17 protein-coding genes (1 of these 17 running past the window's edge) are annotated in these 15,796 nt (G+C 63.5%); 10 read left to right on the top strand and 7 right to left on the bottom strand.

What is annotated here, in order from left to right:
* Nucleotides 1–4: 4 nt before the first annotated feature.
* Nucleotides 5–229, top strand: a complete 225-nt coding sequence (locus FLP30_RS04595) for a hypothetical protein (RefSeq protein WP_149278785.1) — start codon at nucleotides 5–7, stop codon at nucleotides 227–229.
* Nucleotides 230–237: 8 nt separating this feature from the next.
* On the opposite strand, the gene ssb is transcribed toward FLP30_RS04595, so the two are convergent.
* From ssb to FLP30_RS14060, 5 genes are all read right to left on the bottom strand, one after another.
* A complete protein-coding gene (gene ssb, locus FLP30_RS04590; RefSeq protein WP_149278784.1) occupies nucleotides 238–816 on the bottom strand; it encodes a single-stranded DNA-binding protein in 579 nt (192 codons plus the stop codon).
* A gap of 93 nt (nucleotides 817–909) precedes the next feature.
* On the bottom strand, nucleotides 910–1,476 hold the full coding sequence (gene rsmD / locus FLP30_RS04585) for a 16S rRNA (guanine(966)-N(2))-methyltransferase RsmD (protein WP_149278783.1): 567 nt from the start codon (nucleotides 1,474–1,476) through the stop codon (nucleotides 910–912).
* A 3-nt stretch (nucleotides 1,477–1,479) separates the two neighbouring features.
* The gene (locus FLP30_RS04580; RefSeq protein WP_210419307.1) at nucleotides 1,480–2,247 is read right to left on the bottom strand and encodes a pseudouridine synthase; all 768 of its coding nucleotides are present in this window, start codon (nucleotides 2,245–2,247) and stop codon (nucleotides 1,480–1,482) included.
* Nucleotides 2,244–2,975, bottom strand: a complete 732-nt coding sequence (locus FLP30_RS04575; protein WP_149278781.1) for a gamma-glutamyl-gamma-aminobutyrate hydrolase family protein — start codon at nucleotides 2,973–2,975, stop codon at nucleotides 2,244–2,246. The genes FLP30_RS04580 and FLP30_RS04575 overlap by 4 nt, the downstream gene beginning before the upstream one ends.
* A gap of 115 nt (nucleotides 2,976–3,090) precedes the next feature.
* Nucleotides 3,091–3,243: a hypothetical protein gene (locus FLP30_RS14060; protein ID WP_168200045.1), complete on the bottom strand. Its 153-nt coding sequence runs from the start codon at nucleotides 3,241–3,243 to the stop codon at nucleotides 3,091–3,093.
* 238 nt (nucleotides 3,244–3,481) lie between these two features.
* Between FLP30_RS14060 and FLP30_RS04570 the strand changes: the two genes are divergently transcribed.
* Together FLP30_RS04570 and FLP30_RS04565 are read left to right on the top strand one after the other, a co-directional pair.
* Nucleotides 3,482–3,928, top strand: a complete 447-nt coding sequence (locus tag FLP30_RS04570) for a nucleoside deaminase (protein WP_149280217.1) — start codon at nucleotides 3,482–3,484, stop codon at nucleotides 3,926–3,928.
* Nucleotides 3,929–4,321: 393 nt separating this feature from the next.
* Nucleotides 4,322–5,902 carry a Do family serine endopeptidase gene (locus FLP30_RS04565; RefSeq protein ID WP_149278780.1) on the top strand — a complete coding sequence of 527 codons (1,581 nt, stop codon included), beginning with the start codon at nucleotides 4,322–4,324 and terminating at the stop codon, nucleotides 5,900–5,902.
* A gap of 73 nt (nucleotides 5,903–5,975) precedes the next feature.
* Here the strand turns inward: FLP30_RS04565 and FLP30_RS04560 are convergent, their stop codons facing one another.
* Complete coding sequence (locus FLP30_RS04560; protein WP_149278779.1) at nucleotides 5,976–6,758, bottom strand: Crp/Fnr family transcriptional regulator; 783 nt, start codon at nucleotides 6,756–6,758, stop codon at nucleotides 5,976–5,978.
* A 305-nt stretch (nucleotides 6,759–7,063) separates the two neighbouring features.
* Between FLP30_RS04560 and FLP30_RS04555 the strand changes: the two genes are divergently transcribed.
* The 6 genes from FLP30_RS04555 to FLP30_RS04530 all read left to right on the top strand — a co-directional run bounded on the left by FLP30_RS04555 (nucleotide 7,064) and on the right by FLP30_RS04530 (nucleotide 13,672).
* Nucleotides 7,064–7,888 (top strand): OmpW/AlkL family protein, encoded by an 825-nt coding sequence (locus tag FLP30_RS04555; RefSeq protein WP_149278778.1) that lies wholly within the window; start codon nucleotides 7,064–7,066, stop codon nucleotides 7,886–7,888.
* A gap of 10 nt (nucleotides 7,889–7,898) precedes the next feature.
* Nucleotides 7,899–9,281, top strand: a complete 1,383-nt coding sequence (gene hemN / locus FLP30_RS04550; protein WP_149280216.1) for an oxygen-independent coproporphyrinogen III oxidase — start codon at nucleotides 7,899–7,901, stop codon at nucleotides 9,279–9,281.
* A gap of 190 nt (nucleotides 9,282–9,471) precedes the next feature.
* Complete coding sequence (locus FLP30_RS04545; RefSeq protein ID WP_149278777.1) at nucleotides 9,472–10,152, top strand: 2OG-Fe(II) oxygenase; 681 nt, start codon at nucleotides 9,472–9,474, stop codon at nucleotides 10,150–10,152.
* A 140-nt stretch (nucleotides 10,153–10,292) separates the two neighbouring features.
* Complete coding sequence (locus FLP30_RS04540; RefSeq protein WP_149278776.1) at nucleotides 10,293–11,930, top strand: electron transfer flavoprotein-ubiquinone oxidoreductase; 1,638 nt, start codon at nucleotides 10,293–10,295, stop codon at nucleotides 11,928–11,930.
* 63 nt (nucleotides 11,931–11,993) lie between these two features.
* Nucleotides 11,994–12,743 carry an electron transfer flavoprotein subunit beta/FixA family protein gene (locus FLP30_RS04535; protein WP_149278775.1) on the top strand — a complete coding sequence of 250 codons (750 nt, stop codon included), beginning with the start codon at nucleotides 11,994–11,996 and terminating at the stop codon, nucleotides 12,741–12,743.
* Between the two features lie 2 nt (nucleotides 12,744–12,745).
* Nucleotides 12,746–13,672 carry an FAD-binding protein gene (locus tag FLP30_RS04530; protein WP_149278774.1) on the top strand — a complete coding sequence of 309 codons (927 nt, stop codon included), beginning with the start codon at nucleotides 12,746–12,748 and terminating at the stop codon, nucleotides 13,670–13,672.
* Nucleotides 13,673–13,770: 98 nt separating this feature from the next.
* Here the strand turns inward: FLP30_RS04530 and FLP30_RS04525 are convergent, their stop codons facing one another.
* Entirely contained in the window at nucleotides 13,771–14,430 is a 660-nt protein-coding gene (locus FLP30_RS04525; RefSeq protein ID WP_149278773.1) for a TetR/AcrR family transcriptional regulator, read from the bottom strand.
* A 188-nt stretch (nucleotides 14,431–14,618) separates the two neighbouring features.
* Between FLP30_RS04525 and FLP30_RS04520 the strand changes: the two genes are divergently transcribed.
* A protein-coding gene (locus tag FLP30_RS04520; protein ID WP_149280215.1) for an efflux transporter outer membrane subunit crosses the window boundary here: on the top strand, nucleotides 14,619–15,796 show its 5' portion. Its footprint extends 322 nt past the window's final position; only the first 1,178 of its 1,500 coding nucleotides appear in the window; it begins with the start codon at nucleotides 14,619–14,621; the stop codon falls past the right edge of the window.

The following is a 15,796-nucleotide window of genomic DNA, read 5'->3' as shown; positions in this document are numbered from 1 at the left end:
GGGTGTGTCTGGGCCGGGTGTTACGCCGTGGCCCGCCTGTAGGCTATGGGGTGGGGGTGTGCCGCAGTCGGGGCCATGCCACATGCAGGAACTGGGCGGAGTGGTCAGGCTGGTGTGGGGGGCAACGCCGCCGCCGGGGCCGCCGGGGGCTGTGCAGGGGCGGCTATCGTGCGCAGTGGCTCTGCTGGTACAGGCCACCACGCGCGTTGCTCAGAGTATGAAGGGGTAAATGGCAGATCAGAACGGGATTTCGTCGTCCAGATCGCTGTTGCCAGAGGCATCCCACCCGCCGCCGGAGGGGGCGGACCCACCCCGCTGGGGGGACGGCAGGCGTGACGGTGCGGCAGAGCCGCCGTTGCCACCGCCATAGCTGCTGCCACCGTAGCTGTCGCCGCCGCCATTGCCACCACCGTAGCCGCCACCATAGGCGCTGCCACCACCGCCGCCGCCTTCATCACCGCCATTGCGGCTGTCCAGCAGGGTCAGTTCACCACGGAAACGGTCGATGATAACTTCGGTCGTAAAACGCTCCTGCCCGTCCTGGCCGGTCCATTTGCGGGTCTGGAGCGAGCCTTCCAGGTAAACCTTGCGGCCTTTGCGCAAAAAGCGCTCCGCCACATCGGCCAGACGTTCGTTAAAAATGACAACGCGGTGCCATTCCGTGCGTTCGCGGCGCTCGCCCGAGGCGCGGTCGTTCCATGTATCGCTGGTGGCGACGGAGAAAGAGACGATTTTACCGCCGTTCTGGCTGTTGCGGACTTCCGGGTCTTTGCCCAGGTTGCCCACCAGTATGACTTTGTTGACGCTGCCAGCCATGTGCGACCGTGCCTTCCGTGCTCTGTAAGTTCCTGTTCCGTGCTGTGTAGCGCAGCACGGTGGCCGAACCAAAGCGCCTTTTTGGCCGTGCGCCTAAAGCTGCCAGATGGACAGTCGCGCCGCACCATGCTGGCGCTCGGCCAGAAGGGTGGGGTGTGCCCCTTCGGCGGGGTCATAGGGATGGGCCTCGTCCCGGGCGGTTTCCACGACAGCCAGTGCCCCCGGTGCCACCCAGCCTGCGGCTTGCAGGGCTGTCATGGTCTGTGGAACAAGGTTTTTGTGATAGGGCGGGTCCAGAAACAGCAGGCTGGCAGGCCGGGGGGCCTGGGGCGGGCGGGTGACATCACGCGCCAGCACGGTGCACTCCTGCTCCCACCGGCAGGTGCGGATGTTGGCGCGCAGGGCGGCCAGAGCCATGCGGTCGGTTTCAAAAAACGTGGCATGGGCCGCCCCGCGTGACAGGGCCTCCAGCCCCAGTGCGCCGGTGCCGGCAAAGGCGTCCAGCACGTGGGCATCGGCCAGCAGGGCGTGCCCGCCCCAGGGGGCGTGCAGCAGCATGTCAAACAGGGCCTGACGCACCCTGTCCGCCGTGGGGCGGGTGGCTGGCCCTGCCGGAGCTGCCAGAACACGGCCCCGGCGGCTGCCTGCAATAATACGCACCCCTTAGTCCTTGCGACGGGTGCGGGGGGCGGTGTCCTTGCTATCGGCCTTGGGCAACTGGTCGCGCAGCACACGGGGGGACACTTCCTCAAGCGCGCCACGGGGCAGCACCCCAAGCTGGAAGGGGCCGTAGCTGGTGCGGATCAGGCGGCTGACATGCAGGTTCAGGCCGCTCATGACCTTACGGATCTCGCGGTTCTTGCCTTCACGCAGGGACACGGTCAGCCAGGCGTTGTCGCCCTTGCGCGAATCCAGAGCGGCCGTAATCGGGCCGTAACGCACGCCGTCAAACACGCTGCCCCCGGCCAGAGCAGCCAGTTGGGCCTCGTCCACCACACCGAACACACGCACGCGGTAGCGGCGCAGCCAGCCGTTGGAGGGCAGCTCAAGCTGGCGGGCCAGAGCGCCGTCGTTGGTCAGTAGCAGCAGGCCCTCGCTGTTCAGGTCCAGTCGGCCGATGCTGATCACACGCGGCATGTCTTCGGGCATGGCGGCAAACACGGTGCGGCGGCCTTCGGGGTCGCGGTGGGTTGTAACCAGCCCGTCGGGCTTGTGGTACCGCCACAGCCGGGTGCGCTCGGCCCCAGCCACCACCGTATCGTCGGCCTGCACAATGTCCCCCTGCGCCACAAAGGTGGCCGGGTGGGTCACTGTCTGCCCGTTCAGGCGCACGCGCCCTTCCTCTATCATGCGCTCGGCATCGCGGCGGCTGGCCACACCTGACCTGGCCAGCCATTTGGCAATGCGCTCTCCGCGCGTGTCCTCGCTCACCCTCGTTCTCCTGCTGCCTGGGCAAAGGCTCTGAACAGAGCCTTGTCTACCGGGTCTATGCCAAATTCCGGGTGCCATTGCACCCCAAGGAAGAAACGGTGCGCCGGATCTTCGATTCCTTCTATCACACCATCATCCGCCACGGCGTTGACCACGCCCCGGCCCGGTGTGCGCACCGCCTGATGGTGGGCCGAATTGACAGCCGCCTGCAGGCGCCCCTGTGCTACCTGGGCCAGCCGGGTGCCTGGGGTCAGGGCGACTGTGTGGCTGGCCTCGTCCCGCGGGTTGGGTTGTTCATGCGGCAGGGCGTTGGGCAGCGTGTCAGGGATGTGCTGGATCAGCGTGCCGCCCAGAGCCACCGCCATAAGCTGCATGCCACCGCAGATCCCCAGCACAGGCAGGTCGCGCGCAAGCGCTGCGGCCAGAAAGGCGCTTTCAGCCCGGGTGCGGCGTGGGCGCAGGGTTATGGAGGGGTGGCGGTCGCTGTCACCATACAGGGCGGGGTCGATGTCAAACGCGCCGCCGGTTATGAGCAGGCCGTCAATATGGCTGGCGTAGTCGTGGCCAAGCTGGGCAAACGGCGGTAGCGCCACGGGCAACCCGCCAGCGGTGGCAACGGCGGACATGTAGTTTTCACGCATGGCGCACCATGAATAGCGCGAATACTGCCCTGCCCCGCCGTCTTCCAGGTCAAGAGTAATGCCGATAACCGGACGCTGTGCCACCATGACCCTGCCTGTTCCCGAACGCGAAAATGCTCTGGAGTGGAAACTCCCGCGTTCAGGTGCCACAACAGGTATGGCCTTGCCTATGCCCATTCAGCCGCAGCGGGCTGTCTGCCACCTAGTGGGGCAGGAGTGAGGGCATGCTGATGGGCATTGTCCGCGCAGCCGTAGCGCCGGGGTTTGTGGCTGACATCTGATCGGGGATCTGTTCAAGGGTGGCAAGGCCCAGGCCGAGGGCGGCCGCGACCAGGATGAAAGACAGGCTGTGCATGGTTTCAATCCTCCCGGAACAAGGGGTGACATTCTGGTGTCACCGTTGCGTGTCAGCGTGATGCCGCTGAGTGGAACACATCGTGGCATCATTTAGGCATGATGGCAAAAGAACCAATGAAAATGCAATGTAAATATGCGCCAGACGCATATCGTGGCGTAAAAAACTCAGCCTGTGGGCCGGTAAGGCAGGGGCAAAAGGGACAACAGGCGTGAGAACATGCACAGACCGGGGAGAAATGGCACTGGCACTGGCTCAGGCGCGTGCTGCGGCAGCCAGGGGGGAAGTGCCGGTGGGCGCGGTCGTGCTGGACTCCAGGGGGCAGGTCATATCAAGCGCGGGCAACAGGGTGGAGGAATGGCAGGACCCTTCCGCCCATGCCGAAATGCTGGCCATGCGCGAGGCTGTGCGCCTTGGGGGCGGGCGCAGGCTGGCGGACTGCACCCTGGTGGTCACGCTGGAACCCTGCCCCATGTGTGCGGCCGCCATGGCGCATTTTCGGCTCGGGCGGCTTGTTTTTGGGGCGTACGACTCCAAGGGGGGCGCGGTGGAACATGGCGCACGCCTGCCCCATCGGCCCGGCGCCCTGCACCGGACTGAGGTTGTGGGCGGTGTGTGCGAGCGTGAGGCCGCAGCCCTGCTGAAGGATTTTTTCCGCACCCTGCGCCAGACCGGCGCAGGGTGAAAATCCGGGGTGTGGCCCCCTGCCCTCAGTGTCGGGTTCTGTCCGGTAAAAAACGGCTCGTACCCGGGCCGGGACTGAAGCAGAAAGGGTGCAGACCACCCACAACAGTGTTCCTACCCTGCCGGTTGGGGTGCGGTGTCCCGGCAGAGAAGGCGTACGGGCTGTGGTCGGGTAGGCCTGTATGCGCCTCTGTCACGCGGCACAAGCGGGTATAATATAAGGCGGATTTTAATACTCTCCCCTGCTTTTTTTGGGGCGGCGCGCAACCATGTTAACAAAATGGGCGTAAGGCATGGCAGGCTGTGCCACTGCCCCTTAAGGGGCGCGGCCTGCTGGCGGTCTGCCGCAAGAGATGTCCCGCCGGGACAGAAGCAAGGAACAGTCGATATCGTGATGTCTGCAAAATCTGAGACGAATGTCAGAAATCGTGGCGTAGGCCGTATCCGGACACTGGCCCTGCTGGCAGGGTGTGCGTTCAGCCTTGGCGCTTCGGTCTGGCCCGCAGGGCAGGCCCAGGCGGATACGGCAGGCATGATCAAGCCCGCTGAGCCCCCGCACCGTATTCCCGATTTTGTTGATCTGGTGCACCGGGTCAAACCGGCGGTGGTGTCCATTACCGCCATGATCCGCCCCGAGGCGGTCGAGGCCGAAGGCGGTGGCATGGGCGGTGGTGGGTCACCCTTCCCCTTCCCGTTTCCGTTCCAGATGATGCCCCAGACCTCCCGCCAGCCGGTTGAGGCACGGGGGTCGGGCTTTCTGATCTCACCCGATGGGTATGTGGTGACCAACAACCATGTGGTCAAAGGTGCGACCAAGGTCACGGTGACACTGGATGATGGCACAACCCTGCCTGCCAAGGTTGTAGGCCGCGACAGCAAGACCGATCTGGCGCTGCTGAAGGTGACAACAACCCAGAAGCTGCCCTTTATCGAACTGGGCGAATCCGATGACGTACAGCCCGGTGAATGGGTGATTGCGGTTGGCAACCCCTACGGGCTGGGTGGCACTGTTACGGCGGGGATTGTGTCGGCCCGTGGGCGTGACATTAACGAAGGCCCTTACGACAACTTCATCCAGGTTGATGCCCCCATCAACCGTGGCAATTCCGGTGGGCCGCTGTTTACGCAGGACGGCAAGGTGGTGGGTGTGAATACCGCCATTCTGTCTCCGTCTGGCGGCGGGTCGATCGGGATCGGCTTTGCCATTCCGTCTGACACCGTGCGTTCGGTGGTCGATCAACTGCGTCGTACGGGGCATGTGGTCCGTGGGTATCTCGGTGTGAACGCTCAGGTTATCTCCCCGGTCATGGCGCGGGCGCTGGGCCTGCCTGCGGCAAAGGATGCCGGGGCACCGCCGTCGGGCGCGCTGGTGGCCAGCGTGACCGCAGGCAGCCCGGCAGAAAAGGCCGGGTTGAAGACTGGTGACGTCATTACCGACTTCAATGGTCAGAAAATTGCCAGCCCGCATGATCTTGCGGTGCGCGTGGCGGCTATCGCACCGGGCAAGGATGCCACGCTGGGTTATATCCGGGCGGACAAGCCCCAGACGGCGACTGTTCATATTGGCAACCTCGCCACAGCCTCCGCAGCGGGGGATGCCGGAGGGGCAGCCGGTGCTGCCAATGCGGGGGAACGTCTGGGCGTGGCCCTGGCGGCTCTGACACCCGATGTGCGCCAGCAGCTTGGTCTTGGGGCTGATGTGCATGGCGTTGTTGTGCAGGGGGTTGAAAGCGGTGGCCCGGCAGACCAGGCCGGTATCCGGTCTGGGGATGTTATTCAGGCCGTGGGCAACCAGACGGTGGATAACCCCCGCGCTACGGTCACGGCGGTTAAGGCCGCTCTGTCAGCCAAGCGGCCCGTGCTGCTGCGTATCCTGCGCGATGGGCAGTCGCTGTTTATTGCCATTTCCCCCGATGCTCCGGCTGGCGGGGCAACTCCTGATGGCAGCGGCGATGGGGATGACGACGGGAACTGACGCCGGTACAGCCTAGCCTTACGTTACTGACAGGACTGGTCAGGCCGCCCTCCACCACGGAGGGCGGTTTTTTTTATGCCTGCGGCTGGCCGGTGGCGATGTGGCGCAGGGTTGCAGGGGCCAGAATGCGAATGCTGTGGCTTTCCGTGCTGGCAATAATCTTTTCACGGCGCAGGGCGCTGATGGTGCGGCTGACGGTTTCGATGGTCAGGCCCAGATAATCGGCAATATCAACCCGCGTCATGGGGACCGAGGCCAGAGGTTCGGCCTCTGGCAGGGCGCTCAGGTCAGCCTGACAACCTATGGCCAGGCGGCCGAGCAGGAAGGAGGCCACCTTCTCGCGCGCGGTCTTGCGGCCGAGCAGCAGCATCTGCTCCTGCGCTTCCGTCAGGCGTTCGGTGACAGAGGCCAGCAGGTTCCGCTCAAAACGGGGCAGGTCGATCAGCAGTGCTTCCAACTGCTGGCGCTGGAAGCGGCAGAGCTGCACCGCGTTTACGGTTTCTGCGCCAAAAGGATACACATCGGTATTGCCAAGGCCCAGAAACTGCCCGGCATCGGCAAAGCCAGTAATCTGCCTGCGGCCATCGGGCAGGGATTTGAACAGTTTGACCGTGCCAGCAGTAATGTTGAAGAACGCCCCGGCGTGGTCTCCCTCCTCCACAATCGTGGTGCCGGGGGGGAGCTGTATCTTGCGTGACGATCGCGCCAGCACGGCCAGGCTTGCTTCATCCATGCCAGCGCACACACTGCCAGCGCGGCGTTCGCACAGCAGGCAGCGCCGGATATCGCTGTCAGACTGCGGACGCACGGCCTTGCCCGAAAGAGGAAAGGCCGGTGTCGGGGTGGGCTGTGCCATGCTGTAAAATCCGCGGGCCGGAGTGTGACTGGGCGGCCGCCCACGCCCCGGCAGAAAAAGAAGTAAACCGGCAGTAGTTATTGCCAATTCCTTGACATAAATCAATGACAGCCGTGACCGGCATGGGGCGGTGCAGGGTTGCGCGGGGCTGGCGGTGTCACACACGGATTGTTGTTAAAATGCCACAGCCTTTTGAGGAATACCCGCTGCTGTCAGGTACCTTGATCTAAATCAAGGTGATGGTAACCGTAAGCGTGATTTCTCCGCTCTCAGAACATTTACGTGCAGTGGAAGAGACAACAGGTATGGTCAAGCTCCGTTCCCTCTTTACAGCGATGGTTGCCGGTGTGGCTGCCATGGCTGGTACCGCCCAGGCCCAGACGGCTGGCAACGCAGCCTACGTCAACGCCCCGGTGATGAGCCATATCCCTGATGCGCCGCAGCACAGAGGCCACTGTGGCATTTTTGAAACGTGCGCCAGCACCAAGATCGGCCTTGGCCGTGGTGACATCATGGTCCGTCTGTCGGCTGTTGGCGTCCTGCCGCAGGACCGTGACAGCAAGGTGTGGTTGACACCCGGTGGCCCGAATGGCCGTGGCAATTCGCAGGTTCTGCTGAATGGCACGCACCTGTCCACCACCAACCAGGCCATGCCGGAACTGACGGTTGAATACTTCATCACCGACAATATCTCGGTTGACCTGATCGCCACCAGCACCCGCCACGAAGTGGCCGCCCACGGTGGTGCCGTTGGCAGCACGTTCGATGTCGGGAGCGCCTGGGTGCTGCCCCCCACGCTGACATTTGCCTGGCACTTTATGCCGCACAAGCGCTTTAACCCCTATGCGGGCGTTGGTGTGACAGCCATGTGGTTCCACAGCATGCATGGCGCAAATAACATGAAGCTGAACTCCGGCTTTACCGGTGGCCCGTCTGTCAACGTAGGCTTTGACTACCAGGTGGTTGGCAACTGGTTCTTCAACGCCGATGTCAAGCAGATGTTCGTGCGGATGCACGCCTGGGAAAAAGGCGGTATTCTGGACACGGCTTACGGCAATGGTGCCCACATCCGTGCCCACGAGTCCCTGGACCCGACGGTTGTGTCCGCCGGTATCGCCTACCGCTTCTGAGCGTGATGTGATGGACGCGGCAGCGCTTCCCGAGCTGATAGCCCGCTACGGCGGGAACCTGCCGCGCTACACAAGTTACCCGACCGCCGCCAGCTTTACGGATGCGGTCGGCTCCCCCCAGGTGGAAAGCTGGCTTGCGGCCCTGCCCGACAGCGAACCTGTCTCCCTTTATTTTCATGTGCCTTTTTGTGACGAGCTGTGCCGCTTCTGTGGCTGCAACACCTCCGTCATGCGCCATGACAGCGGCCGCAGCGCCTATGCCGACCTGCTGCGTGACGAGCTGGCCCGTGTGGCCCGGCTGATGGGCAGCACACGCACCGTGCGGCATGTGCAGTTTGGCGGCGGCACCCCCACAACCCTGCCCCCCGATGCCCTGCGGGCTCTCATGCGCGATGTGCATGCCCTGTTCCGGCTGGAAGCAGGGGCCGAACTGTCCATGGAAATGGACCCCCGGCATGTGCCTGCCCCCTGCCCGCCCCTGCTGGGGGAGCTGGGGTTTAACCGCATCAGCCTGGGCGTGCAGGATCTTGACCCGCGTGTGCAGGAGGCCTGTGGCCGCCTGCAATCCTTCGAGCAGACGCACGACTGCATCAGTCAGGTGCGTGCGGCTGGGGTCAGTGGTGTCAACATCGATCTGATTTACGGCCTGCCCTATCAGAGCGTGGAGAGCGTTGCCCGCACGGCCCGCAGCATTGCCAGCCTGCGGCCCGACCGGCTGGCCGTGTTCGGTTATGCCCATGTGCCGTGGAAGCAGAAGCGCCAGCAGCTTATTCCCACCCAGTCCCTGCCCGGTTCGGCCGAGCGTCTGGCCCAGCGCGCCCAGATGGATGTGGTGCTGAAGCAGGAAGGGTATGTGCCGGTGGGACTCGACCACTACGCCCTGCCCGCTGACCCGCTGGCCCAGGCTGCCCGCACAGGTACGCTGCATCGCAATTTTCAGGGTTACACCACGGATTCCTGCACGGCTTTGCTGGGTATTGGTGCCTCCGCCGTGTCCATGCTGCCGCAGGGCTTTGCGCAAAATGTGGTGTCACCCGCCGGATATGCCCGTGCTCTGGCCGCCGGGCCGGGGCTGCCTGTGGCCCGTGGGGTGGCCCGCACCGCGCAGGACCGCCAGCGTGGGGCTATTATTGAACGGATTATGTGCGATCTGGGTGTGGACCTGGGCGCACAGACAGCGGATGCCACGGCAGATTTTGCCGGGGAACTGGCCGCCATGGCCCCCTTTGTGCGCGATGGGCTGGTCAGCCTTGCAGGGCCGGTTATTCGCGTTACGGAAAAGGGCCGTCCCTTTTTACGGAACGTGGCCGCCGTGTTTGACACACACCGTGTGGGTCTTGCCGCGCAAAGTGGTGGGGGCGCTGCGGCGGGGCGTTTTTCCAGCACACTCTGACGGCGTGGCGGGTCTTGGGGTGGGGCGCATAGGCCCGGTGCTACTGGCTGTCGTACGCCATAGCGCTTGATCCTGAGGGTGTTTTGGCGCATGGAAGAAAAACCTGTGGCGGATATTCGCCGCACAGTGCCGCCCGTTGTGGCCTTTCGCACGGCACGTTTTTTCGTTCCATATTCAAGGATCGGACACCATGAGGCCCGATATCCAGACACGTTGCGCGCCAACGGACTTCACCCTGCCCGGGCAGCTTGCCCGCACCCCGGCGGCAGCATACCCTTTTACGCACTGGTTCCTGCACGACGTGCTGCCCCAGCCCGCGTGCGAGGCGCTGGTGGCGTGGAATCCGGGCCATAGCGCTCTGGCGGGTGATGTCGGCGGGCGGCGCGAAACCCATAATGCCTACCGGGTCTTTGTGGACGAAAACGCCCGCGCGCGGGACGCCCGGCTGGATTCCATGGCCCGGCATTTTGATGCCCCCCAGGCCCGGCAGGCGTTTGAGAGCGTGTGCGGCATAGGGCTGGACACGGCCTCCCTGCGGTTGGAGCTGTGTCTGGATACGGATGGTTTCTGGCTGGAGCCCCATACTGACATCGGGGCCAAGAAGCTGACACTCCTGGTCTCCCTTTCCGATGGGGAAGGCGCGCAGGACTGGGGCACGGATCTGATGACCCCCGATGGCCAGTCGGCTGTGCGGGCACCGGGGCGTTTTAATTCGGCGGTGCTGTTTATTCCGTCGGACGATACATGGCACGGCTTTGTGCCCCGACCCATCACAGGGGTGCGCCGGACATTGATCGTCAATTTTGTCGATGCAAGCTGGCGTGCAGTGCATGAACTGGCGTTTGGCCCACGGGCAGCGCTTCAGCACTAAACGCAGCGGCAACAGGACTGCAAAAAAAACATCCGGCGGGGCTGGGCGCACGGGCGGTATCCGTCCGTGCGCTTTGCAATTTGGCGCAAGATCGGGTTTAGGAGTGTCCGCCGGTCAAGTTAAGGGGAAAGAGACAGGGAATGAGCGAGCCTGTGCGTGAGTCGATGGAGTTTGACGTTGTTGTCGTTGGTGGCGGCCCCGCGGGGCTGGCTGCGGCCATTCGCCTGCGTCAGCTTTCGCCCGATACCAGTGTCTGCCTGATCGAAAAGGGAAGCGAGATCGGGGCGCATATCGTCTCAGGCGCGGTGATCGAACCGCGTGCCTTGGCCGAGCTGCTGCCCGACTGGCGCGAGCGCGGCGCCCCGCTGACCACTGCCGTGACGGCGGAGGACATGTTCTACCTGACCCCAACGGGCGGTGTGCGTGTGCCCATGCTGGACAAGCTGATGCCGCACATGGCCAACCACGGCAATTACATTGTCAGCCTGGGCGAAGTCTGCCGCTGGCTGGCCACCCAGGCGGAAGAGCTAGGGGTAGAGATCTATCCTGGCTTTGCCGGGGCCGAAGTGCTGATCGAGAACAACCGCGTGGTGGGTGTGGCCACGGGGGACATGGGGGTCGGGCGTGATGGCAAGCCCGGCGCCAACTATCAGCCGGGCATGGAACTGCGTGCCCGCCACACCCTGTTTGCCGAAGGCTGCCGTGGGTCGCTGACCAAGCAGGTCATAGCCCATTACGACCTGCGCCAGGGCGTGGACCCGCAGACCTACGGGCTGGGTGTGAAGGAAGTGTGGGAAATCCCCGCCGAGAATCATCGCCCCGGCCTTGTCCAGCACAGCTTTGGCTGGCCGATGGACGACAGCACCTATGGCGGTGCCTGGCTGTATCACTTTGGCGAAAACCTGGTGTCCTACGGGTTTGTCATGGGGCTGGACTACGCCAACACCTGGCTGTCCCCCTTTGAGGAAATGCAGCGCGTGAAGCTGCACCCCATGTTCCGCAAGCATCTGGAAGGGGGGCGGCGCATTGCCTATGGCGCGCGGGCCCTGTCCGAAGGTGGGCTGCAATCCATCCCGCGGCTGACCTTTCCCGGTGGCGCGCTGATCGGGGATTCGGCAGGTTTCCTCAACGTGCCCAAGATCAAAGGCACCCACACGGCCATGAAGTCGGGTATGCTGGCGGCCGAAGCCGTGGCCGAGGCGCTGAAGACAGACCGTGTTGAGCCCGGCTCTTACACCGAGCGTGTGCGGCGGTCCTGGCTGTGGCAGGAGCTGCGCGGCGCACGCAACATCCGCCCGGCCTTTGCCCGCTTTGGCGCACGTGGTGGCGCGGTTTATGCTGCGCTGGACGCCATGCTGCTGCGTGGTCGCGCCCCCTGGACCCTGCATTTCCAGCATCAGGACAACGAAACCCTGCGTCCTGCAGCGATGAGCGAAAAGCCTCTGTACCCCAAGCCCGATGGCAAGCTGACGTTTGACCGCCTGTCCTCGGTCTTCCTGTCCGCCACCAATCATGAGGAAGATCAGCCCGTACATCTGCGGCTGAAGAATCCGTCCTTGTGGAAGACGGTCAACTGGGATGTCTTCCAGGCTCCCGAGGCCCGCTACTGCCCCGCCGGGGTGTATGAAGTGGCGGATGAGGAGACAAACCCCAGCCTGCGGATCAACGCGCAGAACTGCGTGCACTGCAAAACCTGCGACATCAAGGACCCGACACAGAACATCGACTGGACAACGCCCGAGGGCGGTGGCGGGCCGAACTATCCGGCCGGTATGTAATTTCGGGCCGGAATACTGTAAGGGTCAGTCCGAAGTCTCCTGCGTCTGCAAGCGAAAGAAGTCATGAAGATACTCGTACCTGTAAAGCGGGTTGTTGATTACAACATCAAACCGCGCGTCAAGGCAGATGGCAGTGGTGTCGAAACCGCTGGCCTCAAGATGTCCATGAACCCGTTCGACGAAATCGCGGTGGAAGAAGCCGTGCGCCTGCGTGAAAAAGGCGCCGCTTCCGAAGTTGTGGTGGTGTCCATTGGCGTGCAGCAGGCGCAGGATACATTGCGTACCGCCATGGCCATGGGTGCGGACCGCGCTATTCTGGTCCTGTCGGACGAAAGCCCCGAGCCGCTGGCCGTCGCCAAGGTGCTGGCCAAGCTGGTCGAGAAGGAACAGCCTGGGCTGGTCATTCTGGGCAAGCAGGCCATTGATGACGACATGAACGCCACCGGCCAGATGCTGGCCGGGCTGCTGGGCTGGGCCCAGGGCACGTTTGCCAGCAAGGTCGAACTGGCCGATGGCCGCGCCCTTGTCAGCCGCGAGATTGACGGCGGGACGGAAGATGTCTCCCTGGCGCTGCCCGCGATCATCACGGCCGATCTGCGCCTGAACGAGCCGCGCTATGCGTCGCTGCCCAATATCATGAAGGCCAAGAAAAAGCCGCTTGAGACCCTTCAGGCTGCCGATCTGGGTGTTGATATGGCCCCCCGTCTGACCATTGTGTCCGTGGCGGAACCCGCCGAGCGTTCGGCTGGCGTCAAGCTGGCCTCGGCCGCGGAACTGGTGGAAAAACTGCGTAACGAAGCGAAGGTGATCTGAACATGACCGCTCTTGTTCTTCTGGACCATGAAGGCGGCCGGATCAGGAAGGCGGCACTGTCTGCCGTGGCAGCCGCAACCCGCCTGGGTGATGTGCATGTGCTGGTCGCGGGTGATGCCGCCGCCGCGCAGGCCGCCGCCGCCATTGCCGGAGTCAGCCGCGTGCTGCATGCCGCCGATGCGCGCTATGCCCACGAACTGGCCGAGCCGCTGGCCGCGCTGATTGTCTCCCTCGCCCCCGGTTACGACCACATCGTGGCTGCTGCCGGTGCGCTGGGCAAAAACGTGCTGCCCCGTGCCGCTGCTCTGCTGGACGTGCAGCCCATTCCCGATGTGGTCGGGATTGAAGGGGCCGATACATTCGTGCGCCCCATTTACGCGGGCAATGCGCTGGCCACCGTGCGCTCGGCTGATGCCAAAAAAGTGCTGACAGTGCGCAGCGCCGCGTTTGACGCTGCCCCGGCCGAAGGGGGCTCTGCCCCGGTTGAGGTTGTGGCTCCGGTCGATGGTGCTGACGTGTCGCGGTTTGAGGCCATTCACCTGTCCGATTCCGAACGCCCCGATCTGGAGTCGGCCCGCGTTGTGGTGTCGGGTGGCCGTGGGATGCAGAGCGAGGAAAAGTTCCATGCTCTCGACCCGTTGGCCGATGCGCTGGGGGCCGCCATTGGCGCATCCCGCGCAGCGGTGGACTCCGGCTTTGTGGCTAACGAATGTCAGGTCGGCCAGACCGGCAAGATCGTCGCGCCGGAACTGTATATGGCGTTTGGTATTTCAGGTGCGATCCAGCATCTGGCAGGTATGAAGGACAGCCGCGTGATCGTGGCCGTCAACAAGGACCCCGAGGCTCCGATCTTCCAGGTGGCGGATTATGGCATTGTGGGCGATCTGTTTGAAATCGTGCCCCAGCTTGCTGACGCGCTGAAGAAATAAGCCCCAAAGGGCGATAACCACGGGGGCTGTGCTCCTGTGGTGTAAAAAACCCCGCAGCCGGGTCCGGTCTGCGGGGTTTTTTTATGCTGTGTGTGGGCTCAGCCCTGCGCGGTGTGTGGCCCGTAGGCAGCCATAAAGACGCGCACGGCCTCGGTAATCACCTTGCCCTCATCCGCCTCGGCTTCGGTCATGGGCAGGTTAAAGCGCTTACGGTGGGTCACCCGTGTCTGACACAGCGCAAAAAACTGCTCGGCGGCAAAGACCGGGTCTGCCACATACAGCCTGCCCATATCGGTTTGGGTGCGGAGCCACTCGGCCATGCCGGAAATGGCAATGCGCGGCCCGTTTTGCCAGAAACACTCCGCCAGGTGCGGAAAGTGCGGCGCTTCGGAAATAATGATCCGGCACAGCGTCAGGCTGTCTGGCAGTGTCATCAGCCGGATCATGCTGCCTGCTATGGCCAGGAGTGTGTCCTGCACGGGGGCGTCGCTTTGCAGCGAGGCCAGCAGGCTTGGCATCTTGGTGCGGCTGCATTCTTCCACAAAGGCGGTAAACAGGTCGGCCTTGCTGGTAAAGTAATTATACAGCGTGCCCTTGGAAACACCGGCCTTGCGGGCGATGTTGGACATGCTGGCCCCCTCGTAGCCGTGTTCGGCAAAAACCGCGCTTGCACCTTCCATAATCTGTCGGCGTTTGGCCTCGGATTCCCCAGCATGGGGGTGATCAGGCGTTTGGCAGGAAGGGGATGCAGGGAGCATGAGCGGGAAACTTCACAGGCAAGGCGATTGACGCACGAAGGAAAGACGATAGGTTGAGCCTTGACCGAACCGATCGGTCAGCGAGAAAACGGTATAGCGCATCTTAAGGCTGGCGCATAATTTTCGACGAGGGCAAGCGGGTGGCAAAAGGGAAAAAGCAGCGGGCGGGTGCGGTATCGCTGGCGTTCATGCTGGCCGGGTGCGCGGTAGGGCCGGATTATCACAAACCGGAAAGCTGGGCACCCACACAGTGGCAACCTGCCAACAGGCAGGCAGCAAGCCGGGTTTTGAGTGTGCCCAGCCAGCAGGCACCCGACCCGCAGTGGTGGTCCCTTTTCCATGACGCCGAGCTGACAGCGTTGGAAAACCGCCTGGCCAGCCAGAACTTGGATGTGTTGCAGGCCGCCGAGCGGCTGGCTGTCAGCCGTGGGCAGTTGCTGCTGGCCGGGGCGGAGCGCTTTCCTGATCTTGCGGCCTCTGGCTCGTACAGTCAGGCGCAGTATAGCTCCAAGGAAATGCAGTACATCCTCAAGAACGTGGGTGAAAGTGCCGCAGGCACCGGGCTGGGGGATATGCTGACATCGCAGGCATCCTCCGCCAGTATTCCCTTGCTCAACCAGTGGCAGGACGGTCTTCAGGCCAGTTGGGAGGTTGACCTGTGGGGCCGGGTGCGCCGCCAGTATGAGGCCGCAAAGGCTTATATGGCTGCCACGCAGGAGGAGCAGCGCGGGATTCTCGTCGCCCGGCAGGCAGAGCTTGCGTCTGACTATATTGCTCTGCGCAACGCGCAGGAGCAGTTGCGGATTACCACCGCCAACCGCGATGCTGCCGCCGCCCTGCTGCAACTGAGCGGGTCGCGCTACAAGACCGGCCTTGTCAGTGAACTGGATGTTGAAAGCGCCCGCTCAGAGCTGGAGCGCACCAACGCTCTGATCCCCCAGCATGAGCAGCGCATTACCATGCAGATGAATGCGATAACCTTGCTCATGGGTGCCCCCCCCGGTGCATTGAATACGGAATTGCAGGGGGCGACCGCTATTCCGCTGGTGCCACCTGCTCCTCCTATTGGTTTGCCGTCCGAACTGGCCCGCCGTCGCCCCGATATTCGGGAGGCCGAGGCCGAGCTGCATGCCGCCACGGCGGAAGTCGGGCAGGCCATGGCAGACTTCTATCCCAAGGTGACGGTCGATGCCGGGTTTGGCTTCCAGTCCCTGTCCTTCCGAGATCTGGGGTTCTGGAGTTCACGCGCATGGAATGTCGGCCCTTCCATCACACTGCCTATTTTCCAGGGTGGGCGACTGGTCGGGCAGTTGCAGATGAAGAAGGCATCGCAGAAGGCCGCAGCGCTGAAGTATCGCAAGACAGT

The organism is Acetobacter vaccinii (assembly GCF_008365315.1).
In the GTDB taxonomy this organism is placed as follows: domain Bacteria; phylum Pseudomonadota; class Alphaproteobacteria; order Acetobacterales; family Acetobacteraceae; genus Acetobacter; species Acetobacter vaccinii.
The sequence above is the reverse complement of the archived record's forward strand: the minus strand, read 5'-3'. Positions and strand labels throughout refer to the sequence as shown.